This is a genomic window from Aromatoleum diolicum, assembly GCF_012910955.1.
In the GTDB taxonomy this organism is placed as follows: Bacteria; Pseudomonadota; Gammaproteobacteria; order Burkholderiales; family Rhodocyclaceae; genus Aromatoleum; species Aromatoleum diolicum.
Genome location: NZ_WTVQ01000029.1, coordinates 20,108 through 32,603 on the forward strand (window position 1 = coordinate 20,108; position 12,496 = coordinate 32,603).

Annotated in this window: 12 protein-coding genes; 7 read left to right on the plus strand and 5 right to left on the minus strand. The window is 60.6% G+C overall.

All coding sequences use genetic code 11. The annotated features are described in order from the left end of the window. The first annotated feature begins 23 nt into the window (after positions 1-23). The 7 genes from rplU to GPA25_RS16145 all read left to right on the plus strand — a co-directional run bounded on the left by rplU (position 24) and on the right by GPA25_RS16145 (position 6,021). Positions 24-335 (plus strand): 50S ribosomal protein L21, encoded by a 312-nt coding sequence (gene rplU, locus GPA25_RS16115; RefSeq protein ID WP_011236298.1) that lies wholly within the window; start codon positions 24-26, stop codon positions 333-335. 18 nt (positions 336-353) lie between these two features. Continuing rightward, positions 354-617 (plus strand): 50S ribosomal protein L27, encoded by a 264-nt coding sequence (rpmA, locus tag GPA25_RS16120; RefSeq protein WP_050416912.1) that lies wholly within the window; start codon positions 354-356, stop codon positions 615-617. Between the two features lie 74 nt (positions 618-691). Then, positions 692-1,888, plus strand: coding sequence for an Obg family GTPase CgtA (gene cgtA / locus GPA25_RS16125; RefSeq protein ID WP_169261425.1), 1,197 nt, complete (start codon positions 692-694; stop codon positions 1,886-1,888). 63 nt (positions 1,889-1,951) lie between these two features. Beyond that, positions 1,952-3,067 carry a glutamate 5-kinase gene (gene proB / locus GPA25_RS16130; protein WP_169261426.1) on the plus strand — a complete coding sequence of 372 codons (1,116 nt, stop codon included), beginning with the start codon at positions 1,952-1,954 and terminating at the stop codon, positions 3,065-3,067. Between the two features lie 29 nt (positions 3,068-3,096). Continuing rightward, entirely contained in the window at positions 3,097-3,927 is an 831-nt protein-coding gene (locus tag GPA25_RS16135) for an HDOD domain-containing protein (RefSeq protein ID WP_169261427.1), read from the plus strand. A 187-nt stretch (positions 3,928-4,114) separates the two neighbouring features. Then, positions 4,115-5,329: a nucleotide disphospho-sugar-binding domain-containing protein gene (locus GPA25_RS16140; protein ID WP_169261428.1), complete on the plus strand. Its 1,215-nt coding sequence runs from the start codon at positions 4,115-4,117 to the stop codon at positions 5,327-5,329. Next, positions 5,326-6,021 carry a DapH/DapD/GlmU-related protein gene (locus tag GPA25_RS16145; RefSeq protein ID WP_169261429.1) on the plus strand — a complete coding sequence of 232 codons (696 nt, stop codon included), beginning with the start codon at positions 5,326-5,328 and terminating at the stop codon, positions 6,019-6,021. The genes GPA25_RS16140 and GPA25_RS16145 overlap by 4 nt, the downstream gene beginning before the upstream one ends. 167 nt (positions 6,022-6,188) lie before the next feature. Here GPA25_RS16145 and GPA25_RS16150 read toward each other — a convergent pair whose 3' ends face one another. The 5 genes from GPA25_RS16150 to GPA25_RS16170 all read right to left on the minus strand — a co-directional run bounded on the left by GPA25_RS16150 (position 6,189) and on the right by GPA25_RS16170 (position 12,450). Further along, positions 6,189-7,319, minus strand: a complete 1,131-nt coding sequence (locus GPA25_RS16150) for a sulfotransferase family protein (protein WP_169261430.1) — start codon at positions 7,317-7,319, stop codon at positions 6,189-6,191. A 251-nt stretch (positions 7,320-7,570) separates the two neighbouring features. Then, positions 7,571-9,106 (minus strand): hypothetical protein, encoded by a 1,536-nt coding sequence (locus GPA25_RS16155; RefSeq protein WP_169261431.1) that lies wholly within the window; start codon positions 9,104-9,106, stop codon positions 7,571-7,573. Between the two features lie 77 nt (positions 9,107-9,183). Further along, positions 9,184-10,128, minus strand: a complete 945-nt coding sequence (gene pepA, locus GPA25_RS16160; protein ID WP_169261432.1) for a flocculation-associated PEP-CTERM protein PepA — start codon at positions 10,126-10,128, stop codon at positions 9,184-9,186. Between the two features lie 338 nt (positions 10,129-10,466). After that, complete coding sequence (locus GPA25_RS16165) at positions 10,467-11,537, minus strand: nitroreductase family protein (RefSeq protein WP_169261433.1); 1,071 nt, start codon at positions 11,535-11,537, stop codon at positions 10,467-10,469. Then, on the minus strand, positions 11,530-12,450 hold the full coding sequence (locus GPA25_RS16170) for a ThiF family adenylyltransferase (RefSeq protein WP_211163165.1): 921 nt from the start codon (positions 12,448-12,450) through the stop codon (positions 11,530-11,532). Before GPA25_RS16170 ends, GPA25_RS16165 begins: the two co-directional genes overlap by 8 nt. Positions 12,451-12,496 lie beyond the last annotated feature (46 nt).

Consider the following 12,496-nt stretch of genomic DNA (forward strand, 5'->3'; position numbering starts at 1 on the left):
AACCCATCAACTGGAGCAACACCATGTACGCGGTGATAAAAACCGGCGGCAAGCAGTATCGCGTCGCAGCCGGCGAAAAGATCAAGGTAGAACAGATACCGGCAGACGTGGGCTCCGAAATCACCATCGACCAGGTTTTCATGGTCGGCGAGGGTGAGTCGGTCAAGATCGGCACCCCGGTGGTTTCCGGCGCCACAGTAACGGCGACCGTGGTTTCCCACGGCCGTCACGACAAGATCAAGATTTTCAAGATGCGCCGCCGCAAGCATTACCAGAAGCACCAGGGGCATCGCCAGAACTACACTGAGCTTCGCATCGAAGCGATCTCGGCCTGAGTCCGGAGGTAATTCGACATGGCACACAAAAAAGCTGGCGGCAGTTCCCGTAACGGCCGCGACTCGGAATCGAAACGCCTTGGCGTCAAGCGCTACGGCGGCCAGTTCGTCCTCGCCGGCAACATCATCGTTCGCCAGCGCGGCACCGAGTATCACCCGGGCGAAAACGTCGGCATCGGCAAGGATCACACCCTGTTCGCGCTGACCAACGGCACCGTGCAGTTCACCGTGAAGGGCGCCCTGCGCCGCCGCACGGTCGTCATCGTGCCCGAAGCCGCCTGATTTCCGGCGTTACGGTTCGAAAAGCCCTATCCTTGCGGTAGGGCTTTTTTGTTTTTGCCACAGGCACACCACACATGAAGTTCATTGACGAATCACGCATCGAGGTCATTGCCGGTGACGGCGGAAACGGTTCGGCCTCCATGCGACGCGAAAAATTCGTCCCCCGCGGCGGCCCCGACGGCGGCGACGGCGGACGCGGCGGCAGCATTTTTGCGCAGGCCGACCGCAATCTCAACACCCTGATCGACTTCCGCTACACCCGCATCCACCGCGCCCAGCGCGGCGAGAATGGCGGCAACAAGGATTGCTACGGCAAGGGCGGCGAAGACATCGTGCTGCGCATGCCGGTCGGCACCGTCATCACCGACCAGGAAACCGGCGAATTCATCGCCGACATGGACGAGGACGGCAAGCGGGTCATGATCGCCCGCGGTGGCAAGGGTGGCCTGGGCAACATCCACTTCAAGTCGAGCGTCAACCGCGCCCCGCGCAAACGTACGCTGGGCGAGGAAGGCGAACGCCGCGCGCTGAAGCTCGAACTCAAGGTACTCGCCGACGTCGGCCTGCTGGGCATGCCCAACGCCGGCAAATCGACCTTCATCCGCGCCGTCTCGGCCGCCAAGCCGAAAGTCGCCGACTACCCCTTCACGACGCTTGCGCCGAATCTCGGCGTGGTACGCACCGATGAAAACCGCAGTTTCGTGATCGCCGACATCCCCGGCCTGATCGAGGGTGCGGCCGACGGCGCCGGACTGGGGCACCAGTTCCTGCGCCACCTGCAGCGCACCCGGGTGTTGCTGCATCTGGTCGACCTCGCACCGTTCGACCCCGAAGCCGATCCGGTACGCGATGCCAAGGCGATCGTCGAGGAATTGCGCAAGTACGACGAATCGCTTTACCAGAAGCCGCGCTGGCTCGCGCTCAACAAGCTCGACCTGATCCCCGAAGAAGAACGCGCCGCCCGCGTTGCCGCCTTCCTCGAGACCTATGGCCCGGTGGAAAGGCATTTCGAGATTTCCGCGCTCAACGGTGAGGGTTGCAGGAAGCTGATCTTCGCAATCCAGGACTTCCTCGACGCCGACCGCGCTCAAGCCTTGGCCGAACGTGCCGAACGCGCAGCCGAAGAAGCACGCCTTGCCGCGGAGGCCGACGCACGAGCAGAAGCCGCCTACGAGGCCCGCCTGAACGCCATTCTCGCCGAAGGCGACGACGCAACCGACGACGCCGACGATGTCGACGCCGGAGAGAGCCCGGATCAGCCAGGACGATAAACGCCCACCGTGGCATTGCGCCACGATTCCCTCCCCGTTAGCCCACGCTTGCCGTCATCGATCATGCGAAACAAGATCTGCAACGCACGCCGCCTGGTGGTCAAGGTCGGCAGCGCCCTCGTCACCAACAACGGTGCAGGCCTCGACAAGGCCGCAATGGCGGACTGGGCCCGACAGATAGCCGTACTGCGCAATGCCGGCAAGCAGGTGGTGCTGGTATCGTCCGGGGCAATTGCGGCCGGCATGCAGCGATTGGGCTGGACGAAGCGCCCGCATGAAATGCACAAGCTGCAAGCTGCGGCGGCCGTTGGCCAGATGGGGCTGGTCGAAGCCTACGAGGACGCCTTCTCGCGTCACGGCCTTCACACCGCACAGATCCTGCTGACGCACGAGGACCTCGCCGACCGCAAGCGCTATCTCAACGCACGCTCGACGCTGACCACGTTGCTGGAACTGGGCGTCGTTCCGATCATCAACGAGAACGACACCATCGTCACCGACGAGATCAAGTTCGGCGACAACGACACCCTCGGCGCACTGGTCGCCAACCTCATCGAAGCGCATGCACTGATCATCCTCACCGACCAGAAAGGCTTGTACACCGCCGATCCGCGTCAGGATCCGACCGCCACACTGATCTCCGAAGGTCGCGCCGAGGACAAGTCCTACGAGGCGATGGCCGGCGGCGCCGGCAGCGGCATCAGCAAGGGCGGCATGATCACCAAGATTCGCGCTGCCCAGCGTGCTGCGCGCAGCGGCGCCCACACCTGCATCGCCAGCGGCCATGAATCCGACGGCTTGATCCGCCTTGCCAATGGCGAACCGCTCGGCTCGCTGCTCTACGCCACCAGTTCGCCGCTGCAGGCGCGCAAGCAGTGGCTTGCCGACCATCTGCAACTCGCCGGCGACCTCGTGATCGACGACGGCGCCGTCGCCGCGCTGCGCAGTGGCCGCAGCCTGCTGCCCGTTGGCGTGATCGAAGTTCGCGGCGACTTCGAACGCGGCTCGGCAGTCGCCTGCCGCACACCGGGCGGCGAGGAGATCGCCCGCGGCCTCGTCAATTACAGCAGCACCGAATGCCGCCGCGTTGCCCGCAAGCCCAGCGTCGAAATCGAAAAACTGCTGGGCTATATCGACGAGCCCGAACTGATTCACCGCGACAACATGGTGTTACGCTAAACCTTGCTCAACGGCCGGCGTTCATAACCATGTCCGCAATCGACAGCCCCGCCCACCGCTTCCTGCTCGGAATCGCCGAGGATCTCTCCACCGGCGACGTCAGCTTCCCGACCTACCTCGACGTCGCCATGCGAATCCGCATGGCGTTGAACAGGCCTGACCTGACGGTCGATACTCTCAGCCGCGTCGTGGTCGCCGAACCACTGGTATCAGCCAAGGTCATTCGCTTGGCGAATTCGGCCGCCTTGAATCCGTCCGGCAAGGAAATCACCGATATCCGATCAGCCGTGATGCGGGTCGGCTTCTCTGCGATCCGCACTCTCGCCATTTCGGTCGCGATCCAGCAGCTGATGCTGGAAAAGGAGATGGCCCCCTACCTCGACAAGGCCCGCACCCTGTGGGAGCACAGCCTTGACGTGGCCGCGCTCTCCTACGTCATCAGCCGGCGGATGACGCGGATCAATCCGGATGAAGCCATGTTCGCCGGACTGGTGCACGACATCGGCCACTTCTACCTGCTATCGCAGGTCGCCCGCCACCCCGAAGTCGTTCGCGACGCGGACGAACTCGGACGCATTCTCGACGAGTGGCATTCGAGTATCGGCCATGCCGTGCTCAGCGCCCTCGACGCTCCTGAATCCATCCTCCAGTCAGTCCGCGACCACGAAGCCCCATACGCCGGCGACCGACCGAAAAGCCTGGCGGAAGTGCTCTTCACCGCAAACGGTATCGCCACCCACGCAAATCCGTTCTCGGGCCCGCAGGGTGCCCCCCGTCCGGCCGTCGCCGATCACGTCATATCGATAATTGACGAGTCGCACCAGGAACTGAATTCAATCATTGCAGCATTGGGGCCGTAGCCGCCAGACGGGCGTCCAAGCCAAGCAGGGCCTCCCGACAGGATGTTCAACCGAAATCCGCACCTTGCCCCGACGAGACGAGATACGCGGCTCGGTGCATGCGCTAGTATGACAATTCGTGGCAGCGCGTATCTCCGGTCTCGCCATTGATTGAATCTATCCGTGTGAAACGGTGGAGGGACGTTTCGTGACACACCGAAAGCGCATCCTGTTCATCGCCGAGGCCGTTACACTCGCCCACGTCGCACGTCCTTATGCACTGGCCCGCGGCCTCGACGCGGCTGACTGGGAAATCGTCTTCGCCTGCGCGGACACCTATCTGGCGCTCTTCCCGGACTGGCCGTGGCAGCGGGTAGACCTCCAGTCAATCGCCCCGCAGGTGTTCATGCGGCGGCTGGCCCAGGGCCATCGCCTTTACCCGCGGGAAACACTCGAGCAATATGCCCGCGAGGATTTACGTCTTATCGACACACTGCGTCCGGACGTGATTGTCGGCGACTTTCGGCTCTCCCTGTCGGCAACGGCCCGTGCGGCTAGAGTGCCCTACGTCGCTCTGACCAACGCGTACTGGAGCCCATATGCAACGAGGCGCCGCATTCCGGTACCAAGCCTGCCAATGACGCGGGCACTCGGCGTACCCCTCGCCTCGGCACTTTTCACCCTTTCTCGCCCTCTCGCCTTCGCCTGGCACACGCTGCCGCTCAATAGTCTGCGCCGCGAGTACGGCCAACCATCGCTCGGATTCGATTTACGTCGCGCATATACCGATGCGGACATCACTCTGTACGCCGATATACCGCAACTTGTACCCACCAGCGGACTGCCCGCGCACCATCGCTACATTGGGCCGGTCGAGTGGTCGCCACCGATCCCGATGCCGGAACTTCCGCGGCAACAAACTGCGGATAAGCCTTTCGTCTATGTAACGATGGGCAGTTCGGGATCAGCCACGCTCCTGCCGACAATTCTCAGTGCGCTATCGGGACTGGACTGCCAGATCGCCGTCGCTACAGGCGGCATTCGCATCCACGACGCCCCCGCCAATGCGATTGTGGCCGACTATCTTCCAGGCGATCGCATGGCCGATTGCGCGCGCCTCGTCATCTGCAATGGCGGCAGTCCAACCAGTCATCAAGCGCTCGCGCGCGGAGTACCGGTACTCGGAATTCCTTCCAACCTCGATCAGCACCTGAACATGGAGTACGTAACGGCCTACGGCGCCGGCCTTTCGCTGCGCCCCGAGAGTGCCACGGTGCAGCGCTTGCAAGAAGCAATACGCACCCTGCTGCACGCCCCCGAATATCGGCGCCGAGCCGGCGATCTGGCCAACATCATGCGGGAGCAGAACCCGGCCGGAGCACTGGCCGGCACCATCACCGAAATCCTGGAGCTGCACTCATGAGAAAAATATCGCCGGGTCAGATCGCAACTTTCATCACGATCCTCGCCATCGTCCTGATGCTCGCGGCGGGCACCGCGTGGGGAACGCTTGGAGCACTACCGCTAGGGGACTTCCGCGGCATCGCAATCGTGGCCGCAGCCGCGATCCTGGTGATCGTCTATGGCATCGCTGCGTACAGATTGTTCCTGTGGCTGCAGCCCCTGCCCGAAGGGGAAATTCCACACAACTCGCGCGCCGAATTCATCTACCACGTATATCTGCTGTTCTTTCTCGTGCTTTTCTACCCCCTCATGCGCAGCGGCGCCGTCCCGGTTCCGATCCTTCGCCTGATCTACCTGGCACTTGGCGCACGCCTGGGTGAAAACACGTACAGCTCCGGAATCATCCTGGATCCGATTTTCGTCGAGATCGGCAGCAACAGCATTGTTGGCCAGTTCGCCCTGCTCGTTCCCCACGTGATCGAGGGCGAGAAACTTGCACATTATCCAATCCGGATTGGCAATAATGTGACCATCGGCGCGCACTCGTGCGTGCTGTCCGGAGTCACTATCGGCGACGGCGCAATCGTCGCGACCGGCGCCGTTGTCTCCAAGGGCACGCGGATCGCGCCCGGAGAGGTTTGGGGTGGCGTGCCGGCGCGGCGCCTTCAACCCCAGAGTCAGCGCGACAGCAGCACGGCGGCAAACAGCTGATAGTGGCGACGCCTTTGCTCAGTCGTCCCCCAGTCTGGCCCTCGGCCGGCCACACTTGCCAATAAGGTCCGCATCACGAGGCAACTTCAGGCCGGAGCCTTCCTCCGCTACAGCCCAGACCTTGTTCCGATTCACGCGAAAGCACCGCGAAATCGCCCGCTGTAGCCCTATACGGAATAATCCCACTCGTCGAAGTACCTGCCCCATGCATCGGATATTCTTTTCTTCAACTGAGGCGACAAATCCGAAAGCTCGCTCTTTTGATAATTGCTGATCTTTCCCAGGTAGCTGCCCAGAGACGGCTTCATCGCCTCAAACCCGGGCAAACCGAAGTGCTCATAAATTGATTGAATCTGCAGCATCGGATGCTGCTCGATCTCTTCATAGGAAAGCTCAAAAAAGCGATTCTTGGGCACAAGGTCACGCTCTTCCAGGAACACATCGTGCATCGTCTTATATTGCTCGATGATTCTCGCCTCCAAGCCGCTGTTATCGGCCCGCTGCAGTTGCATCATCTCCTGCATGATCTTGATTGAGCGTGCGTACGACTTGAACACCACATAGGGATTTCGGTGGATATGGATGAAGAACGCGTCGGGAAACAGTTCGAGCAGTAACTTTATGCGACAGGTATGCGGCGGCGATTTCAGAATAAGTTGACGTCCGCTCAGCAGGGTCAGTTTCTTCATGAAAAGCAGAAAACCATCCTTCCAGCGCGACCGTTCATCATAGGACACGTCCCTGAAAGTCAAATACTTGTCGTACGCCAACCCCTCCAGTGGGAAAGCCACGTCCAGGATGGGAGACAGCCCGGTAAGCACCGCCAGCGCCACCTCATCCTCCATCGGCGAATCCAGGGTTGCCTCCATGTTATCGATCAAGCGCGTCTTTGGAGAAAGCAGCTTGAAGGCCTTCGCATTTTTTGCCGCTGCCTCGGTGGTCAGGAACGTGTGCGGATTTGTGACCTGGTAAAAATTAGGATATGCAAACTGCGTATCCAGGGAAAGCAGGTTATGAAGGTGCGTGGTCCCGCTGCGCCAGTGTCCAAGAACAAATATTGGGGCTTTGATCTGAACGTCGCGAATTCTTGATTCAAACTCTCTCGATTCGCGAGCGCTCCGAACCGATGTTGCGATGCTGTTGAGCGTAACGAAGGCCGCCCGCGGCCAATAGCGCGGGGCGATCCTGAAGCCGTGTCGTCTAAGCAATGACATCCAGTCTGAAAATGTGAGTCCGCTCATGGGCGTGAACACATTCCTGACCAGAAATACCCTGAGCGCTTCAGCAGCGTGCTCCATGCTAAGGCTCCTCAAACAGTTATTCAGGTGCGCTGGTTGCGGGGACGGTCTGTCCGGCAACTCGAAGGGTACTCCGATGCATGACAACGGCGCAAACGGTATCGCGAGCTTGCCTCGGGCAACGCAAGGGGAAGCGTAGCCACGGGCAAAGCCGCCGTTCCCAGTTCGCGCGATACCGCTGAGGGAAGTGCAGCCAGGCAAAAAAAAAAGGGGCAACAAGTTGCCCCTTTTTTGCTACAACCAAGCAGATTTCACTTAATCGGCGGATGGAGTTGAATATTGCCGCCGTCGATGAATCCACCTACCGAATAGATAACGGGACTCGCCGGATCGCTGGTCGCGTGGATTTCGATCGTATACACGTCCGCGCAGTTCGTGCAAATCTGAGCCGCCGTCGCATCGGTAGTGGGATCGCCAACAAGCGCGCCGATTTGATGGATGGTTTCACAAATCGGGTTGGAGACCTGTTTTCCACCGGCGCCGGGTTCGCCAAGATCCTCGAAGTGGACTCTCACGAAGTGCAATGTGCCACCCTTGCCAGGAACCACCAACGGATCGTTCTTCAGCGGTCCGCTCTGCACGTTCTTGAACGCCCCGATACCCGTGAAATCAAGTTGCTTGAACGGGGCGGGCCGTGCCGGCTGACAGTTCACCGGGTCGACGCACGTGACGGTCACTACCTTCGTTTCCGCCGGCGCGCTCGCCGTACCCAGGTGCAAGACGAAGTCTCCCTGTGGTCCCTTCTGCTGATGGTGAGTCCATTCGCCAAACGGTTGCGGCTGGGAGGCCGTTGGTGCGCCAATCTGTCCGCCGAACGTATAACGATTGCCGCCGGTGGATATGGCGGTAGCGAGCTTGGCGAGCGTGATTTCGCCCTTCCCGTCAACGCCGCCGCCGGTCATGCGGCAACCTTCCTCAGTCACCTCGATGGCGGAAAACTCCGAATTGGCATCGGCCTTCAGCACCAGGTCGAGCGGCAGCACCACATAAGGTGTCTTTCCGATCGGATCACCATCAGGCACCGATGCGTCGAATGTGCCGATGAGCGTAATCAGGGTGTCGAAAGTGGTGTTGGAAAGACTTACGCCCGCGCCGGCCGGATCCGCCTCAATGTATTGCGTGTTGTAGCTGTCGACCGTGTTCCGGATCAGATTGTTGCCTCCGACCCCCTGCTGAAACAATCCTGAAACGCCCACCAGGGTGCCCTCCAGGAAAGCAATACCATCGATGAAATTGTTGTTTACAGGTCCCGGAGGGTTGGAATCCGTGTTGCCGACGTTCGAATCTGGCGTGTCGTCAAAATAGAATTTGTAGCTGCCGGTCAAAGTCGTGAACTGAATGATTCCCGGCGCAATCAGCGTAGCCGACTCCTCACCGGAAAAGGCGGCTGTAACTTCAAAACACCCGCTACCCGCATCACAGGTTGCCCCATTCTTCGAAAGAGTATTAGGCGAAATATTACCGCCGTCCGGGGCCAGCATGGCGTTCAATCGGGCATGGCCATGGACGTTGACGATTACCGTGTTGCCAATGGATGCCAGGCCAACCCATTGGGCAAACGTCGTGACGGTATTTCCAGAAGCAATTGCTGGCACCGGCAAGGCATTGACGACCACCAGATCGCCGGACGACTGCCAGTCGAACTCATTGATGCCCGTCACATTGTATACGCCATTTCCCGCAGTACTGAACTGAACGTCAGTGGGAAATTCCGCGTGTGTAGACGGCGAAATGGCGCAGAGCATGAAGCCCAGCGCCGCCGTAATTGCCTTGATCGGCGTGTTCATTTGAGACCTCCCCCAAAAGACGCAACACACTCACAAGGGCTACCCACGCGCTGGCGCGGGCAGCCCCTTTACGGCACTCAAGCTACGCGCGCGGTTGCGCGGCGACGGAGTCCCGCGAGGCCCAGCAGGCCGCTACCCAGCAGAATCAGCGTGCCCGGTTCAGGAACCGGTGTAGCTGAAAACTCCGAATTGGCGTCGGCTTTACGGACCAGGTCACCCGCCACAACCACTCGTCCGGCGACCGTATCCCCGAGATCGTCGGCCGAAGCTTCGTTCAGGGAGACCAAGGACACCAGGGTATCGAAAGTTGTGCCGGACAGCGGTTGCAGGGACTGCGGATCGGACTGGATAAAGCTGGACAAATAGGCGTCGACGCTGTTGACCAGATTATTGTTTCCGCCCGCGCCAAACTGGAAGGTTCCGTTTACCGACAGGAGACTGCCGGAAAGGAAATCTGTTCCGTCGGTAAATCCGGCACCGGTTTCCACCACGGAGTCTGGCGATTCATCATAGAAGAACGAATACGTACCAGAAATGGTGTTGAACTGGAGAATTCCCGGCGCGATCAGCGTCGCCGATTCGGTGCCCGTCAGGGTCGCGGTGATCTCGAAGCCTGCGTCCCCGTCTACCGTGCCGTTGGTGTCCAGGGTGGCAGGTGCGACGCTGTTGCCCAAGGCGTCGAGCATGTCATTCAGTCTGGCCTGGGCCGCGATGTCGAAGGTCACCGTGTCGCCGACAACAGCGGTGGCCGCCCAAATGGCGAGCGAGTCGACAAGGACGCCATCCGCAAAGGAGCCAGTTCCGCTCAAGTTGTCCGAAATAAGCAAATCGCCCGACGACTGCCAATCGAACTCGTTGATTCCCGTGATGTCGTAATTACCTAGCGCGCCGTCATCAACACCTGTCCCGGTTCCCGTGGTGGAGAACTGGACCAGGGTATCCACGGCCTGAGCCTGCGGCGAAAGGGACAGCGCCGCCAGGAGTGCGCCAACCGCCGAAGCTGTCTTGAGTTTGGTTTTCATTGTTGCCTCCTACTTGATGCTGATGAGGAATGTTTGCGCGGGTCAGCGAAGCGGATCTGACGACAACCAACCTAAGCAATCTCCAGGCCAAATCTGTAGTGGCTTGTATTTACGTGAGAAATCCGTGCCCATACGACGCAGCGCGAGTGCAGGACAGGGCGAGTGTAAAATTTTCCGACGGCGACGAACGGCTAGAATCGTTATGGAATTTGCGCCGATTCGGCAACGCGCAAAAGCGCGCACAGGGCCGCTTGCCGGGCGAATCGGCAAGGGCATTTCCGGCGGGCCAGTGGTGTCACGGATGGGGCGCGGAAGTTGCGATGTGCAGCGATGTCGAACTAGACGAGCAAGTCGCCCAGATCCTTGCGAAGCGATCGCGACGCGGGTGCTGCGGAGCGCCCCACCCGGCAGAAGAATACGAAGGGACTGCCCGCGTTTGCGCCCACCAGAGATTCGAAATCGCCAGCAAGCACGAGAGCTTGGCGACCGATTTCGGGCAAGGCCGAGAACGTCCTGCCGCAGCGGGCGTACCATCGAAAAATAACGGGCGTCATCTGCGGCTGCAAATGCAGACCGACGGCGCTCGCGGACAGCCAGAGACGCTGCATGGCGACGCCCGCGCGAACGTAGTCGGCGAGCCCGACGGGAGCCTCACGCGGGCGCAGCAGGACATGCGCGGCACAGCCCAGCGCCGGGAGGAAATCCAGCTGGATGCGGGGAGGAATCGTGCCCAACAGGTACCGGTTGAAAAATGCCACGCGCTCCCAACGCTGCATCACCCACTTCATCAGGCGGGCGGTAAGCGGATCGACCCCCACCGCCCCCTCCGGAATCCGGTCCTTGCTGTAACGCGCACCCCACTCGATGATCTCCCGATGGACCGCATAGGCCTCCGGGCACGTCAGGCGGATATGCGCGTTGTCCCATAACAACCGCGCGACCTTGAGTCGATCGCGCGATGACTCCAGGAACTGCACGTCGTAGGCGGGCCCGGGCGCGGCCGCCAGCGCACTTCTTTGCACGGCCGTAAGCGGCTTGATCGACATCGGACGGCGTTGCACAACGCGCTGTTCGACAAAGCTCAAAAGCGGATCGACGGACACGCCAGACGACTCGCGAAGTAGCACATCGTAGATCGGGCAGCTGTCCTCCGCGGCGTTTCGCACGCTCCAGCTGGCATCCAGCCCGAAGCCGGTCGCAGCAAGCCTCAGCGTTTCCAGCAACGCTCCGTGAGCCATGTGACTGGCATGGCCATCGAAATCGTACAGACACCAGTCACGCGTGTCATAACCATGAATCGCGATGTGATCCGGCGCGACGATCTCGAACCGCCAAGGCTGTGTGTTGTCGCCGCTTGGCGCCCAACGCGCGAGATCAAGAATGCGTAGCAGGGTTTCGCGCTCAGCCATGCTTCGCTCCGGCATTTTTCATTCGCCGTAACTGCTGACGCGCGATCCACAAGCCGAGGACCTGAAGCGGATTGCGATTTCCCCCAGGGCGCCATGTTCGGACAAGACGGTTTGTGTACGCGTCGAACTGGTAAGCCCGCGGCGCGGCGAACACCTTGCCGCGCCCGAGAAGGATCTTGAGCCCTTCAGCAGCCGTAACGCCGGCGCACAGCTGACATGCAACTATAGTGGATGGACCACGCCGTTCAGCAAGGTTTACGTACGAGGGATCGGCAAGATATCCGCGCTGCAGCATCGCCGGCGACAAGCCCAGGAGAAATCGTATCGCCATTTCCTCCTCGTCGCAGCCGTCGAGACAGAAGTACTCTTCGAAACTCATCCCTCCGGGGAGAAATGCCAGCATCGCCGCCCCCATCCCGAGCGGTGCGGCCGTGACAGCCGGTATCCCCAGACGGTGGCAGGCCGCGAACGTTGCGCGGCGGGCTGCGAACGAGAAAAAATCGAGACCATCGACGTAAAGATCGACCCCTTCAAGGAACGCGTCAAGATTCTCGTCTGCCACACCCTGAGGGAAACGGCGGACCTCCAGCTCGGGATTGATATCGAGCGCCATCTCCGCCAGCACGTCAACTTTCGGACGCCCGAGCGTCGACATCATTGCCCCGGCCTGCCGATTGAAATTCACGACGTCAAAACTATCGAAGTCGGAAATATTGAATGCGCCGATGCCGAGCCGCGCGAGCGTTACCAGATGTACGCCACCGACCCCCCCCATGCCGGCAATCGCGACGCGCTTGCGCCGCAGAAGCCCTTGCTCCGCCTGGGTCACCCAACCGAGGTTCCGGACGAACGCGGTATCGTAGTCGAACGTACTCACCACTCTTCCCCTTTGTTGGAGTGCCGCCTGAGTCATGATAGAGAATTCATTCCATGAGAGAAACGTACGTCCACCGATATTT